This is a genomic window from Flavihumibacter fluminis (genome assembly GCF_021491375.1).
Classification (GTDB): Bacteria; Bacteroidota; Bacteroidia; order Chitinophagales; family Chitinophagaceae; genus Flavihumibacter; species Flavihumibacter fluminis.
Window position 1 is genome coordinate 1,074,730 of the sequence record NZ_JAKEVY010000001.1, and the last position, 26,464, is coordinate 1,101,193.

The 26,464-nt window shown below is 44.9% G+C and carries 22 protein-coding genes; 8 read left to right on the forward strand and 14 right to left on the reverse strand.

The window, feature by feature from the left end; genetic code table 11:
- Nucleotides 1-8 precede the first annotated feature (8 nt).
- Nucleotides 9-668, reverse strand: coding sequence for an alpha/beta fold hydrolase (locus L0U88_RS04770; RefSeq protein ID WP_234864469.1), 660 nt, complete (start codon nucleotides 666-668; stop codon nucleotides 9-11).
- Nucleotides 669-707: 39 nt separating this feature from the next.
- Here L0U88_RS04770 and L0U88_RS04775 point away from each other — a divergent pair, with 39 nt between their 5' ends.
- The 4 genes from L0U88_RS04775 (at nucleotide 708) to fbaA (ending at nucleotide 5,778) form a co-directional block, all read left to right on the forward strand.
- Entirely contained in the window at nucleotides 708-2,069 is a 1,362-nt protein-coding gene (locus L0U88_RS04775; protein WP_234864470.1) for a pyridoxal-phosphate dependent enzyme, read from the forward strand.
- A 639-nt stretch (nucleotides 2,070-2,708) separates the two neighbouring features.
- The gene (locus tag L0U88_RS04780) at nucleotides 2,709-3,503 is read left to right on the forward strand and encodes an ABC transporter substrate-binding protein (RefSeq protein ID WP_234864471.1); all 795 of its coding nucleotides are present in this window, start codon (nucleotides 2,709-2,711) and stop codon (nucleotides 3,501-3,503) included.
- 12 nt (nucleotides 3,504-3,515) lie between these two features.
- Nucleotides 3,516-4,622: a hypothetical protein gene (locus tag L0U88_RS04785; protein WP_234864472.1), complete on the forward strand. Its 1,107-nt coding sequence runs from the start codon at nucleotides 3,516-3,518 to the stop codon at nucleotides 4,620-4,622.
- 88 nt (nucleotides 4,623-4,710) lie between these two features.
- Nucleotides 4,711-5,778: a class II fructose-bisphosphate aldolase gene (gene fbaA / locus L0U88_RS04790; RefSeq protein ID WP_234864473.1), complete on the forward strand. Its 1,068-nt coding sequence runs from the start codon at nucleotides 4,711-4,713 to the stop codon at nucleotides 5,776-5,778.
- Between the two features lie 40 nt (nucleotides 5,779-5,818).
- Here the strand turns inward: fbaA and L0U88_RS04795 are convergent, their stop codons facing one another.
- Both L0U88_RS04795 and pafA read right to left on the reverse strand, forming a co-directional pair.
- Nucleotides 5,819-8,668: a M16 family metallopeptidase gene (locus L0U88_RS04795; RefSeq protein ID WP_234864474.1), complete on the reverse strand. Its 2,850-nt coding sequence runs from the start codon at nucleotides 8,666-8,668 to the stop codon at nucleotides 5,819-5,821.
- A gap of 106 nt (nucleotides 8,669-8,774) precedes the next feature.
- On the reverse strand, nucleotides 8,775-10,427 hold the full coding sequence (pafA, locus tag L0U88_RS04800) for an alkaline phosphatase PafA (RefSeq protein WP_234864475.1): 1,653 nt from the start codon (nucleotides 10,425-10,427) through the stop codon (nucleotides 8,775-8,777).
- A 78-nt stretch (nucleotides 10,428-10,505) separates the two neighbouring features.
- Here pafA and L0U88_RS04805 point away from each other — a divergent pair, with 78 nt between their 5' ends.
- Nucleotides 10,506-11,762, forward strand: a complete 1,257-nt coding sequence (locus L0U88_RS04805) for an aminotransferase class I/II-fold pyridoxal phosphate-dependent enzyme (protein WP_234864476.1) — start codon at nucleotides 10,506-10,508, stop codon at nucleotides 11,760-11,762.
- Nucleotides 11,763-12,244: 482 nt separating this feature from the next.
- On the opposite strand, the gene L0U88_RS04810 is transcribed toward L0U88_RS04805, so the two are convergent.
- Complete coding sequence (locus L0U88_RS04810; RefSeq protein ID WP_234864477.1) at nucleotides 12,245-12,490, reverse strand: hypothetical protein; 246 nt, start codon at nucleotides 12,488-12,490, stop codon at nucleotides 12,245-12,247.
- A gap of 344 nt (nucleotides 12,491-12,834) precedes the next feature.
- Entirely contained in the window at nucleotides 12,835-13,314 is a 480-nt protein-coding gene (locus L0U88_RS04815) for a thioredoxin family protein (RefSeq protein WP_234864478.1), read from the reverse strand.
- A 79-nt stretch (nucleotides 13,315-13,393) separates the two neighbouring features.
- Between L0U88_RS04815 and L0U88_RS04820 the strand changes: the two genes are divergently transcribed.
- Entirely contained in the window at nucleotides 13,394-13,963 is a 570-nt protein-coding gene (locus L0U88_RS04820) for a UbiX family flavin prenyltransferase (protein WP_234864479.1), read from the forward strand.
- Nucleotides 13,964-14,051: 88 nt separating this feature from the next.
- Entirely contained in the window at nucleotides 14,052-14,987 is a 936-nt protein-coding gene (locus L0U88_RS04825) for an AraC family transcriptional regulator (RefSeq protein WP_234864480.1), read from the forward strand.
- Between the two features lie 2 nt (nucleotides 14,988-14,989).
- Here L0U88_RS04825 and lolA1 read toward each other — a convergent pair whose 3' ends face one another.
- The gene (gene lolA1, locus L0U88_RS04830; protein WP_234864481.1) at nucleotides 14,990-15,643 is read right to left on the reverse strand and encodes an outer membrane lipoprotein periplasmic chaperone LolA1; all 654 of its coding nucleotides are present in this window, start codon (nucleotides 15,641-15,643) and stop codon (nucleotides 14,990-14,992) included.
- Nucleotides 15,644-15,752: 109 nt separating this feature from the next.
- A complete protein-coding gene (locus L0U88_RS04835) occupies nucleotides 15,753-18,302 on the reverse strand; it encodes a DNA translocase FtsK (protein ID WP_234864482.1) in 2,550 nt (849 codons plus the stop codon).
- 75 nt (nucleotides 18,303-18,377) lie between these two features.
- On the opposite strand from L0U88_RS04835, the gene L0U88_RS04840 reads away from it, so the two are divergent.
- Nucleotides 18,378-20,318: a sensor histidine kinase gene (locus L0U88_RS04840; RefSeq protein ID WP_234864483.1), complete on the forward strand. Its 1,941-nt coding sequence runs from the start codon at nucleotides 18,378-18,380 to the stop codon at nucleotides 20,316-20,318.
- Here the strand turns inward: L0U88_RS04840 and L0U88_RS04845 are convergent.
- Genes L0U88_RS04845 through L0U88_RS04875 form a run of 7 tightly spaced genes read right to left on the reverse strand, consistent with a single transcriptional unit; the run spans nucleotide 20,298 to nucleotide 26,400 of the window.
- On the reverse strand, nucleotides 20,298-20,690 hold the full coding sequence (locus L0U88_RS04845) for a DUF423 domain-containing protein (RefSeq protein ID WP_234864484.1): 393 nt from the start codon (nucleotides 20,688-20,690) through the stop codon (nucleotides 20,298-20,300). The genes L0U88_RS04840 and L0U88_RS04845 overlap by 21 nt on opposite strands.
- Nucleotides 20,683-21,204: a shikimate kinase gene (locus L0U88_RS04850; RefSeq protein ID WP_234864485.1), complete on the reverse strand. Its 522-nt coding sequence runs from the start codon at nucleotides 21,202-21,204 to the stop codon at nucleotides 20,683-20,685. Before L0U88_RS04850 ends, L0U88_RS04845 begins: the two co-directional genes overlap by 8 nt.
- The gene (locus tag L0U88_RS04855) at nucleotides 21,191-22,369 is read right to left on the reverse strand and encodes an acyl-CoA dehydrogenase family protein (protein ID WP_234864486.1); all 1,179 of its coding nucleotides are present in this window, start codon (nucleotides 22,367-22,369) and stop codon (nucleotides 21,191-21,193) included. The genes L0U88_RS04850 and L0U88_RS04855 overlap by 14 nt, the downstream gene beginning before the upstream one ends.
- A gap of 35 nt (nucleotides 22,370-22,404) precedes the next feature.
- Nucleotides 22,405-23,208, reverse strand: a complete 804-nt coding sequence (pyrF, locus tag L0U88_RS04860; protein WP_234864487.1) for an orotidine-5'-phosphate decarboxylase — start codon at nucleotides 23,206-23,208, stop codon at nucleotides 22,405-22,407.
- A gap of 20 nt (nucleotides 23,209-23,228) precedes the next feature.
- Nucleotides 23,229-24,485: a kynureninase gene (gene kynU, locus L0U88_RS04865; RefSeq protein ID WP_234864488.1), complete on the reverse strand. Its 1,257-nt coding sequence runs from the start codon at nucleotides 24,483-24,485 to the stop codon at nucleotides 23,229-23,231.
- Between the two features lie 25 nt (nucleotides 24,486-24,510).
- Nucleotides 24,511-25,296 carry an SDR family oxidoreductase gene (locus tag L0U88_RS04870; protein WP_234864489.1) on the reverse strand — a complete coding sequence of 262 codons (786 nt, stop codon included), beginning with the start codon at nucleotides 25,294-25,296 and terminating at the stop codon, nucleotides 24,511-24,513.
- Nucleotides 25,297-25,305: 9 nt separating this feature from the next.
- Entirely contained in the window at nucleotides 25,306-26,400 is a 1,095-nt protein-coding gene (locus tag L0U88_RS04875) for an Mrp/NBP35 family ATP-binding protein (RefSeq protein ID WP_234864490.1), read from the reverse strand.
- Between the last annotated feature and the right edge of the window lie 64 nt (nucleotides 26,401-26,464).

Here is a 26,464-nt window from a genome sequence, read left to right on the forward strand (position 1 = left end):
AAATCCAGCTATTTATTCCCTGCCAAAATCGCAGCCAGGGTCTGATTGATTTCAGGCGCCCGGTTCATCACCATCAGGTGGCCGGCTCCTGGTATCAGATGGGTTGGATGGGTATACCGAATGGGCAACAAACGATCACTTGTGCCATGTATATGATAAATTTTTCCAATTGGTTGTTCTGTTTTCCATTCCAGGATAGCGCCCATCGCCCAGCGTAAAAAGGCAGGATCGGATTCGCGAATAATTTTTCGCAGGAGTTCTTTGTCTTCACTGGTTTCTGTAGTGAAGAGGCGTTTCGCAATAGATGCCTGCTGAAACAGACCGATAGGAAGTATTTTATGCAATTTCAATGGCGCTGCCCATCGAAAATAAAAAGGCAGTTCCTGTGGCGACTGAATACTGGCAATCAAAATCGTTTTTTCGGGATGACGAAACTTACTGATTTCCGTTGCAAGCATGCCACCGAAGGATAGTCCCACCAGGCAAAAGGGATCTTTATCCGGAATCATTGCTGCCAGTCGTGCAGCATAATGCGTCAGGCTTTCTCCCTGTTCCGGAGGCAACCAGTTGATATGTTCAATAGAATAGCCGGGTGGCAACTGAATATGTTTGAACACACGCTTATCAGCACCTAATCCCGGTATAAAGTAAACGGTCATTGCAGCCATTTGTAAAATTGTACCTTAGCGGCTTACTAACAGCCTGCTATGGACATTAAAAATAACATTCTCGAAACGATTGGCAACACGCCATTGATCAGACTTAACAAAATTACAAAAGGACTCCCCGGAACCATACTTGCCAAAGTGGATTATTTCAATCCCGGCAATTCCATTAAAGACCGGATGGCACTCAAAATGGTGGAAGTAGCTGAACAGGAAGGCAAACTCAAACCAGGTGGAACCATCATCGAATGTACAAGTGGAAATACAGGAATGGGGCTTGCATTGGCTGCTGTTGTGAAAGGATACAAATGCATTTTCACAACAACCGATAAGCAGAGTAAGGAGAAGATGGATATCCTTAAAGCAGTTGGTGCAGAAGTAATTGTTTGTCCAACGAATGTGGAACCTGATGATCCCCGTTCTTATTATTCAGTAGCGCAACGACTGGCGCGTGAAATTCCGAACTCCTATCATTTCAATCAATACGATAACCTGGCGAATCGCCTGGCGCATTATGAAACAACCGGACCGGAGATCTGGAAACAGACCGATGGAAAAATCACTCACCTGGTATGTACTGCAGGAACAGGAGGAACGATTACCGGAACAGCGCAGTACCTGAAGGAAAAGAATCCCAATATCCAGATATGGGCAATTGATGTATATGGTTCTTTGCTCACCAAGTATTTCCGCACCGGAGAAATTGATATGGATGAAGTGCATCCTTATATCTCGGAAGGATTTGGTGAAGATTTTGTTCCGAAGAATTACGACATGTCGGTGATTGATCATTTTGAACAGGTCACAGATAAGGATGGTGCCATCATGGCAAGAAAACTGGCTAAAGAAGAAGGTCTGTTTTGCGGATACAGCGCCGGTTCCTGTATACAGGGACTTCTGCAATTAAAAGACAGACTGAAAGCAGATGATATGGTGGTTTGCATCTTTCATGATCATGGCAGCCGCTATGTAGGAAAGATCTACAACGACCAATGGATGATGGAACGCGGGTTCATGGAAGCCAAAACCTTCCGCGATGTAGTAAGTGCAAGAGGTGGCAAACAGCGTTTAATCACGCTGTCTCCTGATAAAACAGTAACAGACGCAGTTGACCTGATGCGCAAGTACGATATTGAACACATCCCAGTATTTGATGGAGAGAACATGATTGGTTCCATTTCTGAAGGAGGACTGTTTCAGCAGGTATTTGCACAACCGGAAATCCGCCAGGCTACCATAGAGGAAGTGCTTGAAAAACCATTCCCCATGGTGGAATTCACTACTCCGATTGAGAAATTAAGCAGCTTAATCAATAAGGAAAATGGAGCTGTACTGGCGAAAGATGAAATTGGTAACTATCATATCGTAACCAAGTACGACCTCTTGCAGGCCCTGGGCAAGTAAGCTACCCTTTCGCGTAGTTTTACGATACTTTCCGAAGTAGATTAACTAGCAGACAGATGTGCCAGATACGAGCACATGAGTAAAATCCGTATTGTTAAAATTCAGCAAATGCGCTATTGTTCAGTGTCTGGCAGCGGCCTACTTTTGAATTCGAAATCAGCGCCAAGATCCTACGAAAAAACGAGCAAAATCTGAAGCCAGTGCAAACCAATGTCCAGTAACCAACGTCCAAAACGAAATACTGGTTTCAGGTTATCCAATTGTCCGGTGGAAAACACCAAGTCCTTAAAACCACTATGATTCGAAAGAGTCAGATCCTGAAATCCGGTACCCTCCTGCCCTGTAGCCCGTCCAAGCTGTAAGGCAGGAGGCCGATAGTGGTTCCGAAAAATTGTTGCCCCGTTTTTATAATCCATACACCCTGACCGCTGCACCAGCGAGACTCAGTTTATCCGAAACCCCATGAAGCTATCAGTTGATAGCCCCTAACCTCTACTTTTCGAATGGCGCCTTACGGCCTGTGCTTACCTAACCTTAGAATTCCGTTTCCCGGCTTTTGCTGTAGCAAAGTATATTGTCATGAAGTCCTGACAATTGTACCTGTTACAACAAAAGCTTTTTTATTTTGCGCAAAAAAAATTGCAGCAGTTCACTGATCAGACCGGTTTTACTATTCAGCTGGACTCCCAGCCGAAACGGATTGTTTCCCTGGTACCCTCTCAAACAGAACTGTTATATACGCTGGGCCTGGAAGAAAAGGTGGTGGGTATCACCAAATTCTGTATTCATCCGGAGCATTGGTTCCGCAACAAAACCAGGATTGGCGGAACAAAAGGAATCCATGCCGAAAAGATATTCTCCCTTCAGCCCGATCTCGTAATTGCCAATAAAGAGGAAAACCTGCAAGCAGAGGTGGAACTGCTTCGCAGCTGGGTGCCTGTATGGACCAGTGATATAGACACCCTGGATGCAGCCCTGGAAATGATTCAGCAGGTGGGAGCACTAACTGGCGAAATCGAGAAAGCAGCCACCCTGATTCAGCAGATAAGTACTGCTTTTGCCCAGCTAAAACCAGCTTCCTATTCTGCAACAGTTGCCTACCTGATCTGGAAGAAACCCTATATGACAGTGGGATCAGATTGTTTTATTTCAGACATGCTCAAAAAATGTGGTTTTACTCCAGCCTTTGACCACTTACAACGATATCCTGAAATTTCAGCAGCTGATCTGCAGGCGGCTGCTCCTGAATTTGTGTTTCTTTCTTCAGAACCTTACCCTTTCAAGGAAAAAGATATCGAGGAATTAAAACTGCTTCTACCGGCTTCGCGAATACTGCTCGTAGACGGAGAAATGTTCAGCTGGTATGGCAGTCGGCTCCAATATGCACCTGAATATTTTCAGGATTTGATTGATCAGCTTGGTGCAAATCCCTAACTTGTTTCCACTTTGTATACACCCTTCAGATCTGGCTATTCAAGAGGCGAACCGGATCGCCCTTCCAGGAAAAAACCTATGTTTCCTGTCAGCCAGGCCCTGCGCGGCTTTCTGAAACAACATGGCAGAGAGGTTAAACTGCCTGTTTCCTATCGTGATCTGCAGCGTTTCACCTATTCTGTTCCCCTGAAAGACAAGGAAGGACAGGATACTCACTGGGAGACGGTAGTCTATGATATGCGGGAATGGGAATATATCCGGGAGGGACTGGTCCGAATTTATGCCCTGCTCCGGACGGAAGGAGATATGACCTTCAGCAAACACCTGGATGTAGCCCGCATTGATTACTGTGCCTTTGGTAATTCCCAGCCTTTCAGGATCCGGATCGTCAATAAGTTCAATGACAATTACGATCATTATTATATCAAAATCGCAGATGCCTCCCGCATCTACGGGCTGGAACTGGAGCACATGCTCTCCCCCAACCGGATTACCTTTCTAACAAATAACCATAGCCTGGTGGAGGAACATATCCCCGGAATTCCGGGTGATGTATTTATTCAGCAACACCTCAACCGGCCCGACACTAACAAAATCCGCATCGCCAAAGAATTTGTGAAGTTCAATGAACGCTGCTTTGTGAGGCTGCTCGGAGATATGAGGAGTTATAATTTCGTAATTGACATCACGCCGGATATTGAGGATTACCAGTACCGGATCAGGGCCATCGATTTTGATCAGCAGTCCTATGAAGGCAGGAAAAATTTATACCTGCCCCAGTTTTTTAAAGAAAATTTTCCACTGGTAGAAACCACCCTGAAACATCTCAATAAAGACAGTATCCAGCAATACCAGACGGAGGAACGAACGATGATGACTTTCCGGCTGGTATCAGCCCGCTACCGGTTGAAAGAATTGCTGGACATTATGGGCAAAGACACGATTTCCACTCCTGAGAAATTACACCAGCTCGCTTCCGAACTCAGTGAAATGCACCATAACCACAAAGGACTTTTAAGGGCCCGGAATATGGGGCAGCTGGTGAAAGAACACCTGAAAGTCTGCCTGCGCAAAAATCTGCTGCTGATCCCCCGCTTCCAGGGGCGTTCGGAAGACTAGGCCGGTCATTCAACTCATAATTGTTATATTAGCGCTTCTTTTTAACGATTGCAGTTGCCCGTTTTATCAAAAAACCCAACAAAAAACAATGAGCAAGTACAGTGCAGGCGTTCTTTTCGGCGATGAATTGGAAGCCCTTTATAAAGACGCAAAAGCCAACAATTTCGCAATGCCCGCGGTAAATACCATCGGTACAGATTCAATCAATGCAACCCTGGAAACCGCAGCAAAAGTTAACTCTCCGGTTATTATTCAGTTTTCCAATGGCGGCGCCCAGTTTATCGCTGGCAAAGGAATGCCCAATGATAAAATGCAGGCCAATATTTCCGGTGCTATTTCAGGAGCGCTTCATATTCACAATGTGGCGAAATACTACGGAGTACCGGTTGTATTGCATACCGACCATGCTGCCCACAAATGGCTTCCCTGGATTTCAGCCCTGGTTGATGCAGGAGAAACCTTCTACAAAGAAAAAGGTCAGCCCCTTTTCAGTTCTCACATGCTGGATCTTTCTGAAGAAAGCATCGAGGAAAACATTCAAACCTCTGTACAGTATTTCAAAAGAATGCAACCGCTGGGCATGGGTATTGAAATTGAACTCGGGGTTACAGGTGGTGAAGAAGATGGAGTAGACAACAGTGGTGTAGAAAATGATAAACTTTATACACAACCACAACATGTTGCCTATGCTTATGAAGAGTTAGGCAAAGTGGGTCGCCTCTTTACAGTTGCTGCTGCTTTTGGTAATGTGCACGGTGTTTATAGTCCGGGTAATGTGGAACTGCGTCCGGAAATCCTGAAGAACAGCCAGGACTATATCCGTCAGCAATTCAACACCGAAGAAAAGCCTGTATACTTTGTATTCCATGGTGGCAGTGGTTCTCCAAAAGAGCAGATTCATGAGACACTCGGATATGGAGTTATCAAAATGAATATCGACACTGATATGCAATGGGCATTCTGGGAAGGTGTACTGGGATATTATCAGAAGAATGAAGCCTATCTTCAGGGTCAGCTGGGTAATCCGGAAGGACCAACCAAACCCAATAAAAAATACTACGATCCAAGAGTATGGTTGAGAAAAGGTCAGGAACATTTCGTACAAAGACTGGAAGAAGCGTTCACTGATTTGAATTGTATCAACAGAAATGCATAATAAAAAAAGGTGTTAGAAAATTCTAACACCTTTTTTCTTTTTAGAAAGGCTTCTTAGCCTCTGTTATCTTCTCAGGCATCAGGATAGCACTGAATACATTCTTTCGGTTCAGCAGGAGTTTGGCAGCTTCCTGGATATCCTTCACCGTTAGTTTATTTACTTTTTCTTCATACTGCAGGAAATAGGACGGATCCTGTCCTTCAGAAGCCTGGCTCATCAGTTGCCGCAACCAGGTTCCATTTTCTTTCTGATTGGTTTTGTATTGTTCGATCCACTGTTTTTTCACCTTGTTCAGGTAGGAAGAATCCGGACCTTTTTTGGTGATCCAGTCAATCTCTGCATTCACTGCTTTCAACAATGTATCAACCTTTTCAGGTCCGCAGGGCAGTTGCAATACGAATGAATAATTGGGATAAGGGAACTTAGCCACTTCCACAAAAAAGCCACCTCCGTAAATACCCTGGATTTTTTCTCTCAATTCTTCAATCACCCGGATATTCAGGATTTCAGCAATTGCCTGGGCTTTCAGTTCCATGTCCTGGCTATACTTGAGTTCCCCGGTATAGAAATTCAGGATCAGACTTTTCTGCTCCTTACCCTTCATCACCATCAGTTGTTTGTTACCGGAAATGGGCCTTACCTTATTATCCTTTTTCTCAAACTTCTGACCGCTAACCGGCAAACTACCCAGGTAGGTTTCCAGTAACGGGATCAGTTCCTCTTCTTTAAAACTTCCTACCAGTACGAACTGCATGCCGGTTGCATCCCCAATTCGTTCTTTATAGATTTCCATGGTCCGGTCGAGGTTGATCTGTTTGAAATTTTCCACTTTAGGAAACACGACCGGAGCTTGTGGATTATTGTTGTACAATACCTGGTTCAGGGTATCGAGGAAGGCTGCCTGCGGATTCGCTGACAATGCTGCGTACTGTGCAACAGAACGCTGGATGAAGGAACGAAACAGCGCAGTGTCTTTCCTGGGTGATGTCACCTGCAGGTGAACCAGTTGCAATAAGGTTTCGATGTCCTTGTTTCCGGAAGACCCATTGAAACCATCTGAAACTTCTCCAATGGAGGGAGCCAGATTGACTGTTTTACCAGCCAGTGCTTTTTTCAGATCGGTGGGACTGAATTCGCCCACACCCATGGAAGAAATTACCTGTACTGCAAACTGCGCATTGTATTTGTCAGCTGCACCATAATAGTTTCTGCCTCCGTTTCTGGTTGCACCCAATAAGATCTGATCATTTTTAAAGGAAGTTGGCTTGAGGGTAACCATCACACCGTTGCTCAGGGTAAGTTTGGTAGTACCCATCGTTTTATCCAGCTCTTTTTTAACCACCTTACCTGCTTTAGGAGTAGCAGCCAATAAGGAACTGGCTACAGCTTTCTCTTCATAGGCTGTGATATTTTTAGAAGCAGCGGAGCTCACGATCGCCAGCAAATCAGCAGGTGCAGGCAAACTGCTGTTTGCATCCGGTTCAGGACCTGTAACATATACCAGTTGATTGTCCTTTGCCAATGCATTCTTTCCGGTGGCATTCAGTTCTTCCAGGCTGATACCAGGCACCAGTTCTTTCACCAGCGCAAATTCCTTTTCGATTCCAGGAATAACTTCACCACTAAGGAAGTTGCGCACGTATTCGTCTATCCATACCTGTGATTCTGTTTTATCGCGGTTGTTATAAGAACGTTCCATTGAACTCAGCATGGATTTCTTTACTCTATCCAGCTCGGAAGCAGTGAATCCAAACTTGTTTACTCTTTCTAGTTCTGTAGTAAGCGCTTCCAGTCCTTTTTTGATATCACCGGTTCCAACAACTGCAACAGCCCGGAAATTCTCATGTCCTCTTACAAAATCACCATAGCCGGCTCCTGCCCCAACAAAGGGTGGATTCGCCTGCTGAGCTACTTCCTGCAGGCGCTGGTTCAGCATGCTTGAAAACAACTGACGAACCAGGTTGCGGCGATACCCTCCAACTGTCTTGTCTTCTTCTGCTGAAGTAATCGGGTAGTTCAGTGTGATGGAATACCCGGTTGCTTCTTTATCTGTAACCACTAAGGCTTCTTTTTTCAGGTATTCGGGAATTTTTACCGTTTCCCGCTTTCTTTCATTAGCCGGATTTTTTAATCCTTCAAAATGTTTGCGGATCAGTTGTTCTGCCATGCCCGGTTCTACATCACCCACCACCATTACTGCCATAAGATTAGGCCGATACCAGTCTTTATAGAAGCGGCGAATTGCATCCGGTTTGAAAGTCTTAATGACTTGCTCCGATCCAATCGGGAGTCGAGCTGCATATCTTGAACCTGCAAATAAAGCAGGATAAATCTGCCGCATCATGCGATCCTGTGCACCTTTACCCAGCCTGCTTTCTTCCAGAATGATGGCTCTTTCAGACTCGATGTCTTCATCCAGGTAAGTAACCTGGTGTGCCCAGTCTTCCAGCACCTGAAAACCTTTTTCCAGATTGCCGGGCTTATCGGTTGGGATGGGCAGCATATAGACAGTTTCATCAAAACTGGTATAGGCATTCAGGTCATTTCCAAAACCCACACCGATATCCTGGAGGAAGGATACAATTTCATTCTTTTTGAAATTTTTAGTGCCGTTAAATGCCATATGTTCCGCCATATGCGCCAGGCCCAGCTGATCATCATCCTCATTATTGGAGCCGGCATTAATTACCAGGCGGAGTTCCACTTTATTTTCAGGCATTTTGTTGGATCGTATGTAGTAAGTCAATCCATTGCCAAGTTTGCCAATTTTTACAGATGGGTCAGGAGGAAGTACAGCGTCCATGGATTGCTGCGCAAGTACTGTCCCGAGTTGTGTCACTAGGAACAGCAGCATCAATAAACACTTGCGAAACCAGGTGTTTTCTTTCATATGTGTAAGATTTGTAAGTCGGCGAATCTACAATGTATATCAAAAAAAATCCCGGACTGTTGAACAGTCCGGGTTAATATACCCGATTACCTCAGGATTCAACTTATCATGGTCTGATTGCCTCAATGACAGTACCTACAGTTCCATTCGGCATCTGAATATGCAGAAGGGCTGCAATTGTTGGAGCGATATCTGTCATATAAACTTCCTTATTTGATTTTCCCGGCTTGATATTCCAACCATACCAAACAAGGGGTATATGCGCATCGTAAGGATTCCACAATCCGTGGGTGGTACCTGTTGGACCGCCATCGATGTATTGTGGGTACAGAACCAACTGGATATCACCACCGCGGTCGGGAGCATAGCCATTGGCAATCATGGATTTGATTTTGGCCGGCAGGGTTGTTTCTTCGAGTTCAGCGATATCAAACACGCGCATTACTTCAGGTTGTTTTTCCATGAAACGCACTACGGTTTCGATGATATCTTCCCTGTCAAGATCCAGGCTGTCCATAACATATCTGTTCAGGTGAATCTGGTAGTTATACATACTGATCACCATATTAGGATAACCTGTTTTTGCTTTGAGAATAGCATTCAGTGTATCTCTGTATTTTCCGTCATCAAAAGTTCCTGCCGGTATTTTATGATCTTTCATATAACCGGGGATATGAGCAACACCATGATCTGCTGAAATAAAAAACAGGTATTGTCCTTTTCCAATTTCCTTATCCAGAAAATCAAAGAACTCACCCAGGTCTTTATCGAGGCGGAGATAGGTATCTTCCACTTCAACAGAATTGGGCCCGAAGGAGTGGCCAATATAATCAGGTGACGACAAACTAACGGTAAGCATATCCGTAAAAGATCCCTTGCCTAATTTTTCACCCTTTAGTGCCGCCTTGGCGAGCTCGAGGGTCATGGTATTGCCATAGGGAGTAGATGAAATCGCCCCATAGTTTTTACCGATCATAGATTTCAGATCGTAGGGGTGCGCCAATGCTTTGGCTCCCAGCGGCCTGCTTTTATAGGGCTTGTCTGCTCTCTCACTGTTCACATAGGTATCTATGGGATAGAGGGTATTCCAGCCTGTTTCATATATTTTATCCACCCACTTGGAGTCGTTGAAGGCTTTCACCCAGGTAGGTAACTCGTTGCGGTAATAGGTAGAAGTAATCCAGTTACCGGTACCACCATCGTACCAGTAGGCACCATCGGCAGTATGGCCGGCAGGAAGGATACCACCTCTGTCTTTAATTGCTATACCGATAACTTTTGATCTGAAATTGGTTGCGAGTTTTAATTCATCCCCAATAGTGGTGGTATGCATGTTGCGGGGACTCATCATCCCTGCCTTGGAGCTGCTACCTACGGTTTGAACAGAGTTGTCTTCCACGCAATAGACGATTCTTCGCTGACGCTGATCATACCAGGCATTTCCGGCGATCCCTGTAATAGCAGGTACACTGCCAGTATAAATGGTACTATGGCCGCAGGCGGTAACAGTTGGGGCGTAGGGAATGAAGGTATTTTCGTTGGAAAAGCCTTGTTTCAGGAGCCGGTTGAAACCACCATTAGGCAGGTAGCGATCCTGGTAACGATAGAGGAAATCCCATCTCATCTGATCTACTACTAAGCCAATAACCAGTTTCGGGCGGCTGATACCGGATGCCTGCCCTGTTTTCTGTGTGGATTGGGCTGCCAGGTTCAAACTGGCAAGCGTGGCCATACAGAACACGAAGAAGCGTTGAAGCATGATACTGTTTTTTACAAATATAAACCCTTAAAAAAACTACCTTTGCGACAATTTAAAAACACAAATTATTCATAACATATGGCAGATATCTTCGAGAAGCTGGTGAAAGATGGCGGACCGATAGGTCAGCACATGAAACGTGCGCATGGTTATTTCGCATTTCCGAAACTGGAAGGGGAACTGGGTAGCAGGATGTTTTTCAGGGGCAAGGAGCGAATTGTATGGAGCCTGAATAACTACCTGGGGCTTGCCAATCACCCTGAAACACGCAAGGCTGATACCCTGGCGGCGGAAAAATGGGGAATGGGATACCCTATGGGCGCGCGTATGATGAGTGGAAACAGCGTTTATCACGAAGAACTGGAAAAAGTATTGAGTGGATTTGTACAGAGAGAAGATGCCATGTTGCTGAATTTCGGCTACCAGGGCATTATGAGTTGTATTGATGCACTGGTAAATCGTCGCGATATCATTGTATACGATGCAGAATGTCATGCCTGTATCGTGGATGGTATCCGGATGCACCTGGGTTATAGCTATACCTTTAAGCATAACGATATCGAAGATTGTGAAAAGCAATTACAGCGCGCTGTGAAGATGGCGGAGAAAACAGGTGGTGGTATTCTCCTGATCACGGAAGGTGTATATGGAATGAGTGGTGACCAGGGTAAGCTGAAAGAGATTGTTGCCTTAAAAGAAAAATACGAATTCCGTATCCTGATTGATGATGCGCATGGCTTTGGAGCAATGGGACCAACTGGTGCCGGAACTGATGAAGAACAAGGCTGCCAGGCTGGAATCGACCTGTATTTTTCAACCTTTGTAAAATCAATGGGAAGCATCGGGGCATTTATAGCCGGACCAAAAGATGTGCTATCCTACCTGCGGTACAATACACGTTCCCAGATCTTTGCGAAGAGCCTGCCCATGATCATCGTGGAAGGTATGCTGAAGCGTATGGAGATGTTAAAGACCATGCCGGAGCTGCGCGAAAAACTCTGGAAGGTGACCAATGCGCTGCAATCTGGTCTGAGAGAACGCGGATTTGACCTGGGCAAAACCAACACCATGGTAACCCCGGTTTACATGAAAGGAGACGTGCCGGAAGCAACTGCCATGGTACTGGACCTGCGTGAAAATTATAATATCTTCTGTTCTATAGTAGTGTATCCGGTAATCCCGAAGGGGCAGATTATTTACCGCCTGATTCCTACTGCAGCGCATACAGAGGAAGATATCAACCTCACGCTGAAAGCGTTCACCGAAACCAAAGCCAAGCTGGATGCCGGAGCTTATAAAGTGGCGGAGATTCCGGATATGGCGGAGGCGATGTAAGGAACGTGAGACGTCAGACGTCAGATGTGAGATGTGAGAAGGGTATGGAAGATGGGGAAAGGAGAAAAGGAGGAAGGGAAGACGTGATCACTGATAAATAGAGAAGTGGGTACCAGGGGTCTGGTACCCACTTCTTTTTGGTAGTGGTTGAGTCAATTGCGGTGATCTATGAGCCAAATATGGGTAATTGTGAGCCAATTAAGGGTCGCCGTGAGCCAATTAGGGTGATTTTTGGGCCAATTTTATAGTAGTATGAGCCAATTAGTAGTTTTCATGAGCCATTTATACCTGGCTTCCAAAACGCTGGCCGGTAGCCCTTAATTGCTGTAGCAGCGGCGGTTTCAGGGTAAAACAAGATCCAGGTCAGCCTTGTCATCAGATCAAAATTATTTATTCATCCTATGTTATCCTACGCAATCCTACGTGATCCTTCGTCTTTCATTTGACCCACTTACAGCCCAACACCATCCCAGGACCGCTAATCACATACCCTTCTCCTTTTCTCCATCTTCCATACCCGTTTCCTTTGTCTCCTCTTCCATGCCTCCCGTCTCCTCTGTTTCCTTTCTACCTTGTCTCCTCTTCCATTCCTCCTTTCTTCCTTTTTTCCATTCTCCATGCTTCCATTCTCCTATGTCTCCGGTTTCCTTTGTTTCCTGTCTCCCTTCTCTCCATTCTTCCTTTCTTCCTTTCCTCCATCTTCCATTCTTCCTTGTCTCCCCTTCCATACACCCCCCAAAAAAAATCCCGCCGAGAAACGGCGGGATGCACTAATCAAATACCATTAACCATTAAACCTTATCCTATGAAAATTCAAATATAAGATGTTAATGAGGAAACATTAGTTGCATCCTGCAATTTTTTTTGGAGTAGCATGAAAGAAGTTGACGAAAATCAATACTTCCTAAGTGCTTCCTTAAAAGAAAGCTGATTGATCCGTCAATTTTGACCCTGGGAGAGTCAATGAGAAGAAATCCTATGAAAAACCAACTATATAGATAGGAATTTGATCAGAAACGTTGCAGGGGTGTTAAAACTATCTTGATTTTTTAATGTGTTTTTAATACTGTAACTACCATTTCGTCTTCAATTGCTTGTGAAAAACAGGAAATGGGGTATTCGGATACGCTTTATCGCCAAAGTACTTGACGAAGGGTTCCAGCTCTTTGGGCATCATAAAGCCGGCTACCGCCTGGGGGGCCTCCCCTGGAGCAGGAATGATTACGGTACTTGGATAAGACAACTGCCCTCCGGTTAGGTAAATGGCAAAATCATTGGTCCGGTACTGTGGATTAAACTCAAATGTCTTTCCCATCCACTGGTAAGGAGTTTTAGCCTCCGCATTCAGCTTAACAGCATAAAAATGCTGGTTCAGATATTGCACCACTTTCGGGTTTTTATAGGTTCTTTTGTCCATCACTTTACACCATCCGCACCAGTCTGTATAAAGATCAATAAGAACCGGACGCGGAGCTGTTTTGGCAGCCTGCTCAGCTTCCTGCAAACTCATCCAGCGTATATCCTTATCCGTTGTTTTTTGTGCGTTTAACATACTGCAACTGATGAGGAGGAATAAAAACCCAATAAACCTTGGCATGATTACATTTGTTACTCTAAAATAACGAATCAAAATGCAAAGAATTGTTATTGCTATTACTGGGGCTAGCGGATCAATTTATGCTCAACTGCTGATTGAGAAGCTTCTAAAAATCAGGGAACAATGGGATGCATTGGGTATCGTTATGACTAAAAATGCCAAAGAAGTCTGGAAAACCGAACTTGACAATGAATCCTTCCTGGAATATGAACAAGCCGGTGTGCGCTTTTTTGATAAATATGATTTCTCAGCCCCCTTTGCCAGCGGGTCGGGACAATACAATACGATGATTGTAGTGCCCTGTTCCATGGGAACACTGGGAAGAATTGCAGGCGGACAATCAGATGACCTGATTACCCGGGCCGCCGATGTTATCCTGAAAGAAAGAAGAAAGCTGATCTGTGTAGCCCGGGAAACCCCTTATAATCTCATCCATATCCGAAATATGGAAACCATCACCCTGGCAGGAGGAATTATTTGTCCGGCTACCCCTTCCTATTATTCCAGACCCCAAACAATTGAAGAACTGGCCGAAACAGTTGTTGACAGGGTGCTTGACCTTGCCGGACTGGACATACGTACATTCCGGTGGGGAAGCGATTGAAATTCTTCCGTACTTTTGAATAACCAATTCTCATAACTTGTTCAGTTTTGAATATCAGTCAAATAACTACAGACACCTGCTTTCGCGCATGGCGTATGAACTAGGTGTTTCGTTGCAAGGTGATACCCTGGTTTATCCAAAGGAAGTTGCAACCGGATATTCAACTGTTTTCGAACTGCCAAACGGTCTTCAGGCTATACTTTCTGACTACACACTGAATGACCACTTTTACATGAAGCGGATAAAAGAAGCAGAAGAATTTTATGTACTCCGTTATGAAGAATTCCGTATTGCAGATGAGTTGACATTGAAAATAGATGGAGAAACATTGTCTACCAGAAATGTACATCACTCCGGTGTTTATCTCACAAGCTCCTTATTCGATCTCTCCTACTTCGGAAGAAAAGGCAGCCACAACAAGAGTATAAACATCACTTTTGACAAAAATTGGCTAGCTGTTCATTTAGATATTAAAGACCCTGAAGAAGTACTGTCTACCTATTTGCAGCTTAAAACGGCTTCCTATACTATGGAACCAATAGACAATGAATATCGTCGTTACTTTACAGAAATACTGCATGCACAAGAAGATAATCCGTTACGTATTGCAACTATACAAAATCGGATCATGCTCCTGATCGAGCGATTCTTTTCAAGACTATATGAAAGAAGCAAATCTGTTTTAACCAGCCCCAAAATATCACGTCACGATATTCAGCAACTGATGCATGTGGAGTCTTTACTTACAGCAAATGTTGAAACCCGTCCGCCTACTATAGATCAACTGGCGCAGGCAGCTGCCATGAGTTCCGCCAAGCTGAAAAAACTATTCAAAGAAGTGTACGGAACCAGCATATATGCCTATTACCAGAAGCAACGAATGCAAATGGCCAGAGACTTGCTGTTACGCGGCGACTATTCAGTAAAAGAAGTAGGCTTACAAGTTGGGTATTCCAACCTCAGTAATTTTGCTGCTGCCTTTAAAAAAGAATTCAAACTGCTGCCGAGTGAAATCCGAGCCTGAGCTTATCTCAGATCAATCTCTTCTACTCCGGGATATTTTTTCTTATCGAATACAAACTGTGCGTCAGGAATCACTGCTTTCCCGTTGAAATTGGATACTGTGTAGGTGTACACATTGCCATTCTTCTCCAGGATTTTAGCGCTGTAAATGGATTTCTGCGCTTTGTCTACCAGCAGATATACTTTATGAAATGCCTTGGATTTGTCGATTGGAGTAAGCTCAATTTCCTGCATCAGGCGATTGCCCACTTTCTTCTCACCATTTAATTTGTACAGGAAGTCTTTATCGTAGAAATTGGTAAATAATTTCTGAGGAGTTAATGAATTTTGTCCGCCTTCCATTTTAGTGATGGTTACTTCGTTTGCTCCTTTGTCGTAGGTCCAAACATTGGATCCGTCACTGTAAATTTCCTGTCCGGATATATTCACGCGATACTTGCCACCTTTCATAAATACAACACCGGATTTTTCTCCCTGCACTTTTCCTTTTCCATCTTCCACTTTCAGGGTAAAACCGGATTGTACGGCCTTGAATGTTTTGAATTTTGCACTCACCCCATCCAGGATTTGCTTGGCTGCAGGATCTGACTGAGCCTGACTGGAGTTAACAGAACCAAAACCTATCAATAATGCTACGAGTGTTAAAATTTTATTCATGTACTCAAATTAAAAATAAGTTGCAAAGATAATTGACAATGGTATAGACTGCAATTAAGATGCAGGGATTAAGCAAGTGGTTGTCTTTAAGCCGTTTTTAACAGAAAGGCTACATATTTGTTAGGAATTCTTCCAGTTCGTGCTCTGTTTTGATCAACACTTCGCGGGCTTTACTCCCCAGGTTGGGGCCTACCACCCCGGCAGCTTCAAGTTGGTCCATCAATCGGCCCGCCCTGTTATAGCCCAGTTTCATCCGGCGTTGCAGCAAGGAAGTAGAACCAATCTGATTGGCTACAATCAGTCGGGCTGCCTCTTCAAAAAGCGGATCCTTATCTCCCAGGTCAAAATCTTTTCCTTCCATGTCTTTTTCATCCACATATTCCGGCAGTAAAAATGCCTGAGGATATCCCCGCTGGTTTCCAATAAAATCAGTCACTTCCTCCACCTCTGGCGTGTCCACAAAGGCGCACTGCAGGCGGGTCAGCTCTCCATTGTAGGAAATCAGCATATCCCCCTTCCCGATTAACTGCTCAGCTCCTCCGGCATCCAGGATGGTTCGGCTGTCAATTTTAGAGGATACTTTAAAGGCGATCCGGGCAGGGAAGTTGGCTTTGATGGTACCGGTGATAATATTTACAGATGGACGCTGGGTGGCAATGATCAGGTGAATACCTACCGCCCTGGCCAATTGCGCTAATCGCGCGATGGGCATCTCCACTTCCTTACCTGCTGTCATAATGAGGTCTGCAAACTCATCAATCACCAATACGATAAAGGGCAGGAACTGGTGCCCTTTTTGCGGATTCAGTCTGCGCTTGATAAACTTCTCGTTGTATTCTTTAATGTTTCGGGTGCCTGCTTCCTTGAGGAGATCATAGCGGTTGTCCATCTCTATACAAAGCGCATTGAGGGTATTAATCACCTTTTTGGTATCCGTAATGATGGCTTCCTCTTCACCGGGTAGTTTGGCCAGGAAATGGTGTTCGATGGTTCTGTAAATGCTCAATTCCACCTTCTTGGGGTCCACCAGCACGAATTTCAGCTGAGAAGGATGTTTCTTATAAAGAAGTGATACCAGGATAGCATTCAATCCAACTGATTTACCCTGTCCCGTTGCACCTGCCATCAGGAGGTGGGGCATACTGGCCAGGTCAACAATAAAGTTTTCATTGTCGATTTTCTTACCAATGGCGATAGGCAGACTGAAATTGTTATGTGTGAATTTTTCAGAACTGAGCAGGGTTTTCATGCTCACCACTGTCTTTTTCACATTGGGCACTTCAATACCAATGGTACCTTTCCCGGGAATAGGTGCTATAATACGGATTCCAAGTGCAGCCAGGCTAAGTGCTATATCATCTTCCAGGTTTTTGATCCGTGAAATACGGACCCCGGCAGCAGGTACAATTTCATACAGTGTAACGGTAGGACCAACAGTTGCACTGATTTTCTGGATATTGATATCGTAATTCTTCAGGGTGTTGATGATCTGGTTTTTGTTCATCTCCAGTTCTGCCGGATCCTGAACAATTTTTTCACTTCCATGGGTTTCAAGCAGATCCAGTCCCGGGTATTTATAATCGCGCAAATCCAGGGTTGGCTCATATGGAGGCAGTTCATCCACTTTAACCGCATCCTCTTCCGATTCCTCAGACAGTGGTTGTGATTTTATTTCCAATGGAAGGTCCTCCACCGGTTGATTTTTCTTCACCGGGGGAGCTATAACAACCGGGGGCTTAACTTCATGTACCGGCTCTGGTTCGGGTTCAGGCTCAGGTTCTGGTTCCGGGGTGATTTCGGCAACCAACTCTTCTTCTTTTTCAATAATGTCAAACGGGATCATTTCCTCTTCTTCCGCCGGAGGAACTACCACTATACCACCTTTTTTCTTCAATCCATTTTTAGAAGCAAGGGTTTCATCAACCAGTAAGCGGGCACCGGAATTTTCCACCTCTTCTTCATCCTCATCAACTGGCAGTGGTGGAGTTAGGGTATCATTCTGGGATTCGGACTGTTGATTCCTGGTTGGCAGTTTGGGAATTTTGGGCACATCAAACTGCGGGTTGAATCTCCAGATGAAATAGGCGATCCCACCCAACAACAAAATAGCAGCTGTTCCGATGGTTCCTAAAAAACTGGTCATCCATTTGCTGATCATGTTTCCTACAGCACCGCCCCAGGCAAAGCTGCTGGATCCTGAAAAAAAGGCCAGGCTAACGCTGAAGTATAGGAGTCCCACCAGCACATACCGGATATTCCTGCTAACCCGGAAAAGTTTTTTTCGAAAAAGCAGATTGGCACCCAGCACAAAAAACAGACTGCAGAGAAAATAAGAAGCAAGGCCAAATCCCTTGTAAAAAAAGAAATGGGAAACCCAGGCGCCGAGTCTTCCAAGCAGGTTGGCCACTTTGATATCCTCGGCAAACAGGAAATAGCTGCCACCGCGGAAAACCTTGTCCTGATCTGCCTTCCAGGTGAACAGGTAGGAACTAAAGGCGATAAACAGAAATATGGCCAGTAACAGGCATACTGCACCAATGATCTTCAGTGTTCGTTCATCCTTCACCAGCGTTTTCATTTCCACCTGCTCCTCTTTATCAGGTCGCAGATCAACTGCATCGGGACGTGATTTTTTACGGGTCTTCGCCTTATTCGCCATAAACGCAAATATACATGCTGAGCAGGCTGGAAATAAATTGTATTTTGGCACATCCAATAGGGAAATGAGCTGCGCATGACCATACATACCAAACCAATCATCCTGAAAATCTGCCTGCTATTTTTTTGGGTGCTGTGCGGAAGTTCAGCATCTCTGCTGGCGCAGCAAAAGCCGGGGTGGGATACTATCAAAACCAGTGAGATCCGGTTTTTCAAATCCATTAAGGAGAAAACGGGGTTGTATTTGGATGAGCAGGGGAGCCCGGAAAAAGAGGCAGTCAACAGCTTACCTGAATTGCAAACAGTAGGACCCAACTACACCCGGAGAATACCCAGTTCATTTGTTGGGAAGCCCGTCTACCTGCAGTTCACCATTAAAAATGACCTGGACACAGTAACTACTGTCTATTTTTTGCCAGGCATGTATTTCGAAGACATTGATTTATTCCGGTACAATAGGCAAACCAACCAACTGGAACCTGAGCCAGAATACCCTGGCGAAGGGATATTTGATCCCAATGTGGTCAGTAAACTAATGTTGCAGCCTGGCGAGACAGCCACTTTTGTCACCAAACTGGCCTTTATCAAAACCACTATCAATACTATTACCCCTACACTCAGTTTTGGCCATTTTCTTCCAACCCTGTTGACCGAATTGCAGAGTGAGCGCAAGATCAATACTGTGATATCTTTCCTGGTATGCGGTATCATGCTGATGATGATTTTTTATTCACTGGCTGAATTTTACATCAACAGGAACCGGGTATTCCTGTATTATTCCGCGTATGCGATTCTGCTCGGGGTTATGTTCTTTTTCAAGGCCTACCTGTTTAAAACCCCGACGGTTTCGAATTACTTTTTTGAATCCTATTTTGATTTTATCCTGCAGGCAGGCGGAACGCTGTTTTACTTCATGTTTCTCCGGAAATTCACACAGTCGGCAACAGAATTTCCGCTTCTGAATAAGGTTCTGCTGATTCAGCAGATCGTAACCATTTCCGGCATGCTGCTTTTTACTATCCTTCATTTTTTCACAGATCTTTTCCAGGTACAAAACCTGGTAGAGAATATTGTGAAATACGCCTGGTCGGCCTGTACTGTATTCTTTATCATTTTTGCAATTGTCAAACGCCATCACTTACTGACCTACCTTGCTATAGGCCATTGCTTCCTGTTTGCTGGCGGATTGCTTTCTCTTTTCCTGATCAACTCCACCTACCGGTTTAATCCCTACCTGGGCTCACTGGTAAACGACTCCCTGTTCTGGTATGAAATGGGTATTCTGTTCGAACTGATGTTTTTCCTGGTTGCCCTTTCCTATAAAAACAGGCTTGATATTTCTGCAAGAGCCCGTGAAAAAGAAAGGCTGTTGCTGGAGTATGAAAAAAGTGCGATTGAACGAAAAATGGCCGTGCTTGCTGCCAAACAGGAAGAGAGAAACCGGATCTCTGCAGATATGCACGATGAACTAGGATCCGGCGTTACGGCGATCCGGCTGATGAGTGAACTGGCAAAAACCAAATTGAAAGATCATTCCCTTCCCGAACTGGAACGGATCTCCAACTCAGCCAATGACCTGATCAGTAAAATGAACACCATCATCTGGACCATGAAAAGTTCCAATGATACGGTAGACAATATGATCGCATATGTCAGATCCTATGCTGCAGAGTTTTTTGACACTACTGAAATCCGTTGTATAGTAGAATATCCTGAACAATTACCTGCTATTGAAATGAGCGGGGAAAAGAGGAGGAATGTCTTTCTATGCATCAAAGAATCACTTAATAATGCACTGAAACATTCCAGTGCCACAGAGGTACGAATCCTCTTTAAAATTGGCCCTCACCTGGTAATTCAAATTATTGACAATGGTGTTGGTGTGAAATCGATTAACATATCCGAATTCAGCAATGGACTAACGAATATGCGCAAACGAATGGAGTCCATTGATGGTCACTTCTCCATCCGAAATGAGAATGGAACCACTGTTACGTTAAGCATTCCGCTTCAATAAGGCAAGGAAGAGAAAAATCCAGCCGACTACCAGGAATACGCCGCCAATGGGAGTGATCAGTCCCAACTTCGAAAGGCCGACAGTATCAGTAGCTTTCAGCAGCGTTAACAGGTAAAGAGATCCACTGAACAGGAGGATGCCGACCAAAAAACACTGCGCGGCCCTTCTTAAATGGGCAGACTGAACATGCATTGCAATCAATCCGGTAGCAAGCAATGCAAACACATGATAAAAATGATAGCGCACACCGGTATCGAAGGTGGTTACAGTTTCCGGTGGTACAAGTTGCTTGAGTCCATGTGCTCCGAATGCGCCAAGAATAACTGCAAGTGCACCCAGCAGGGCAGCGCTGGATAGTATTGATTTACTCATGAATTATTGCTGCTTTAATCTGATCAAGAGAAAGTTCTTCTTCGTGCAAGGCGAGATGCGCCTGCTCATAATACATTTTACGGTCGTGCAGTTTCTTGATGATAAAGGATTTCATCTCCTCATCAGGAATATCTTTCAGTAAGGGGCGATGTTTTTTCTCTTTAAGCAATCTGTCAATCAATACCGGTGTAGCAGTATTCAGCCAGATCACTTTACCATGCTCCTTCATGTAATCAATATTTCCAAAGAAACAGGGAGTACCTCCGCCACTCGAGATCACAAAATCATCATGGTTTTCGGTCAGGTTGATCAGTGTGTCTTTTTCAAGCAGGCGAAAATACTCCTCTCCTTTTTCTGCAAATATTTCGGTGATGGGTTTGCCTTCTCTGAAAACAATCACATCATCCAGATCAAAGAATGGAATGTTCAGGGAATCTGACAGTTTTCTTCCCCAATGCGATTTTCCGCTCCCCATAAAACCAATCAGATAGATTTTCATATTAACTGAATGCATTCAGTCCGGTTACATCCATACCGGTTATTAATAAATGAATATCATGCGTGCCTTCGTAGGTGATCACACTTTCCAGGTTCATCATATGACGCATCACACTGTATTCTCCTGTAATACCCATTCCACCGAGCATTTGACGGGCATCTCTGCAAACATTGTGAGCTACTTCACAACCGTTGCGTTTTGCCATACTTACCTGGGCAGGTGTAACCTTGCCTTCGTTCATCAGCACTGCAACTCTCCAATTCAATAATTGTGCCTTGGAAATTTCAGTGATCATTTCAGCCAGTTTCTTTTGCTGCAACTGAAAACCTGCGATCGGCCGGTCAAATTGAACCCGTTCTTTTGCATAACGAAGAGCAGTATCATAACAATCCATTGCTGCTCCTACAGTACCCCAGGCAATCCCGAAACGCGCTTTTGTCAAACAACTCAGCGGACCTCTCATTCCTTTCACATTGGGAAGAATATTCGCCTTTGGAACTTTTACATTATCAAACACCAGTTCCCCGGTGGCAGAGGCCCGGAGGCTCCACTTACCATGCGTAGTGGGAGTGCTGAATCCTTCCATGCCTCTTTCAACAACCAATCCATGTACAACGCCCTCTTCATTTTTTGCCCATACCACTGCGATATCAGCAAAAGGGGCATTCGAGATCCACATTTTTGCTCCATTCAGGATCACATGATCACCCGCATCTTTGAAATTGGTCAGCATGCCAGCAGGATTACTACCATGATTGGGTTCTGTTAATCCAAAACATCCTAACCATTCACCACTTCCAAGTTTAGGCAGGTATTTTTTACGCTGCTCTTCATTTCCATATTCATAAATCGGGAACATCACCAATGAACCCTGTACAGAGGCAGTAGAACGAACGCCACTATCTCCTCTTTCCAGTTCCTGCATCATCAACCCGTAGGAGATATAATCCAGTCCGCCTCCTCCATATTCCGCCGGAATAGTGGGACCAAAAACACCCAGTTCTCCCATCTGCTTAACAATTTGGCGGGGAAACTCAGCTTTCTGTGCATACTCTTCAATGATCGGAGAAATCTCCTGTTTCACATAATTGCGGACAGCATCTCGGATCATTTTGTGTTCTTCGGTCAACAAATCATCCAGCTGCAAATAATCGGGAGATTGAAATAGGTCCTGGGCCATGGCATCGTTTTTTTTATCGTACTAATGTAATCAGTTTACTGTAAATAGTTGCTCATCTCTGCCTGGTACTGGCTTGCGATGATGCGGGCTTCTTCTGCGAAATCTTCTTTTTCGGAAGCATATATAATGGCTCTGCTGGCATTCACCAACAGTCCTGCATCTTTATTCAGCGCTTTCTCTGAAATCTCACGCAAACTTCCTCCCTGTGCACCAACTCCGGGTACCAGGAAAAAATGATCCGGCAACCAGGATCTGATTGCACTGAATGCTTCTGCCTGGGTAGCTCCCACCACAAACATCAGGTTACCCGGATTTCCCCAGGAAGCAACCGTCTTCATTACTTTTTCATAGAGGTATTCTTCACCCATCTTTTGCAATTCAAAATCGGCAGCACCTTTATTGCTGGTTAATCCCAGCACGATGGTCCATTTGTTGTCATATTCCAAAAATGGCTGTACACTGTCGGCACCCATGTAAGGCGCTACAGTGATCGCATCAAAAGGAAGTGCTTCAAAAAATGCTTTTGCGTATTGTGAACTGGTGTTCCCAATATCACCTCTTTTGGCATCCGCAATTTTCAGATGTGTGGAAGGGATGTAGTGCACCGTTTCTTCCATGATCTCCCAGCCGCGGGGTCCCATTGCTTCGTAAAATGCAGTATTGATTTTATAGCTAACGCAAGCGTCGAGCGTAGCATCAATGATGGCTTTATTGAATGCCAGTACAGCATCCGGCCTTTGTTTTAAATGCGCTGGAATTTTATCCGGGTCCGTATCCAATCCAACACAGAGATAGGATTTTTTCTTTTTTATCTGCTCAACCAGTGATTGCCTGTTCATGAGCACGAAGATAAGAAGGATTAGCCGCCCAGCACCTGAGCAAAGCGCCAGATTTCTTCATATCGGTTATATAAAGGCACTGGTGCCAGCCTGATTACATCTGGTTCCCGCCAGTCGACAAAAAATCCTTTCCGGGTTAATTCATCGAATAATTCCTTGCCTCCCTGTTTTACCAACAGCGATACCTGGCAACCCCGCGCTGTGGCAGCTGCAGGTGTCAGTATGTGGAACTTTCCCGGATTTGCTTCACTGATCTGCTCTAACAGAAACCGGAGATAAGCAGCCATCTGTTTTGCTTTTTGCAAACAGGAATCAAATCCGGCAGTTTCAAAAATTTCAAGAGAAGCGCGAAGGGATGCATACAAAATTGGCGAAGGGGTGCTGAGTTGCCAGCCCTCTGCAGACTCCATGGCCACAAAGCCTTTTTCCATTTTGAAACGCGTATTCTTTTCATAGCCCCACCATCCTGCAAAGCGATGCAGGGATTTATCCTGGTGATAACGTTCATGAATAAACGCAGCGCCAATAGCACCCGGACCGCCATTCAGGTATTTGTAATTGCACCAACAGGCGAAATCAACGTTCCATACATGAAGATGGAGTTCAATATTACCAGCTGCATGTGCCAGATCGAATCCCACTTTTGCTCCCACTGCATGGCCTGCGCGGGTGATGGCTTCCATGTCAAAAAGTTGACCGGTATAATAGTTCACACCGCCCCAGAGAACGAGGGCCAACTCCTCTCCTGTCTGCTGAATGGCAGCCAGTATATCTTCCTGATGAATGGTAACTTCTCCAGCACGCGGACTCACTTCAATCAACACATCTTCAGGATCATAGCCCAATGCTTTGATATGTGTTTCAAACATGTACTGATCACTTGGAAAAGCTTTGGCTTCACAAATAATCTTTACGCGTTTGTCTGCAGGCCGGTAAAAACTAACCATCAGGAGGTGCAGGTTTACAGTAAGCTGGTTCATCACCACCACTTCAGCAGAATGCGCACCCACGATCTTTGCAAGAGGGCCCACCAGGTGATCGTGGTAATTCAGCCAGGGATCCTCCCCCATGAAAAAACTCTCCACACCATATTTTGCCCATTGGTCGAGCACTTTCTGTATATATGGTCCGGTATTCTTTGGTTGCAGTCCCAAAGAGTTGCCAAGAAAATAAACCTGTTGCTGTCCGTGTTCTTCCGGAATGATAAACTGCTCGCGAAAACCCGCCAGTGAATCAGCAGCATCAAGGGATTGGGCATATGATAATTCCAAGTTCATAATTCATAATTCATACTTCTCACTTCTAAAGGCTTCCCGTTCGGCCACCATCCACCGGAATGCTTGTACCAGTTATATAGGCTGCTGCAGGACTAGCCAAAAACGCCACCAACGCAGCAGTTTCCTCTGCTTTTCCAAAACGCTTGAGCGGAACCTCTGCTGCCATGGAACGTTCCTGTTCTTCAACAGTTATGCCTTTGTCAGCAGCCAGGCTTTGGGCCAAACTTTTCAATCTTGCGGTGGAAGTAAATCCTGGCAATACATTGTTCACCGTAATTCCAAATGGTCCCAGTTCATTCGCCATGGTCTTTGACCAGGAAGCAACCGCACCCCGAATCGTATTGGAAACTCCCAGGTTATTCAGGGGAATCTTAACAGAGGTGGACACGATATTGATGATTCTGCCATAGCCCAGTCTTTTCATTCTAGGTACAACTGCCTGGGTTAACAACTGGTTGACGATTACATGTTGCTGAAAAGCATTCAGAAACTGGTCGGTATCCGCATCGATTATTGGTCCGGGTTTTGGCCCGCCGGTGTTATTTACCAGGATGCTGATGGTGTGCTTCAACAGAATTTCTTCAATCGATTTCTTAACTGCATCCGGACTGGAAAAATCAGCCACAGCAAAACTGTGCTGTTGCCCTTTGGATGTATCGAGTGAATTGACGGCAGTCTGCAAAGAGCCTTCATTGCGTGCCAGTAAAATACAATTAGCACCCAACAGGGCGAGTTCCCTGGCTGCAGCCAAACCAATGCCCTGGGTGCTTCCGCAAACCAGGGCAGTTTTATTTTCAAGAGATAATTGCATGATTTTTTTTTAGGCTACCACTTCAATCACGCGGGTGGCTTCCAGGCTGGCATTGCGCATCGCGATGCTGCGTGCTGCCAATCCGGCAAAATCAGAAAATGCTGACTTGGTAATTTCATCATCCGTCATCATGATCGGCATTCCTTTATCACCACCTTCGCGGATGGATTGCACCAGCGGAATCTGTCCCAGGAAGGGAATATCATATTCCTCGGCCAGCTTTTTACCACCTTCCTTACCAAAAATATAATACTTGTTATTAGGCAATTCTGCAGGCGTGAAATAGCTCATGTTTTCAACAATACCAATGATCGGTACTTTGATCTGCGCCTGGCCAAACATGGCGATTCCTTTTTTCGCATCTGCAAGGGCAACATCCTGCGGAGTGGTAACTACAATTACACCTGTAACGGGCACCGTTTGCATCAGTGTCAGGTGAATATCGCCGGTTCCGGGAGGCATGTCAATGACCAGGTAATCCAGTTCATCCCAGAAAACATCTGTAACAAATTGTTTGATGGCACTGCTGGCCATTGGTCCGCGCCAAACCACTGCATTTTTCTCATCCACCAATAAACCAATTGACATCAGTTTAATACCATAGCGCTCCAGAGGTACAATCAATCCTTTCTCTCCGCCTGCCATCATTTTCGGGCGTTCACCACGAACCCCGAACATAATGGGAACACTTGGTCCGTATATATCTGCATCCATCAGTCCAACTTTGGCGCCTCCCTGAGCTAGTGCCAGAGCCAGGTTAGCAGAAACGGTACTTTTTCCTACCCCGCCTTTACCACTGACAACTGCAATAATATTTTTTACTTTAGGTAAAATCTGGCCGGGATCTGTTCTCTTACTGTTGGTATTGGCAGTAAAATTCACCTGCACATTGGCTTCTTTATTCACGAGCAAACGAACCGCATTAATGGCTGCATTTCGCATCAGATCCTTCATCGGACAAGCCGGGGTGGTGAGTACGATAGTAAAACTCACGTCATTTCCATTGATCTGCACATCTTTAACCATGTTCAGGCTCACGATATCACTGCCCAGATCAGGCTCCTGCACATTTCCAAGCGCTTTTAATATGTCTTCTTGCGTCATTATTTATATGTATTGATTGGGAATTTTAGTGCAAAATTAACCAATGCGGTCGGTAAATTGTTGA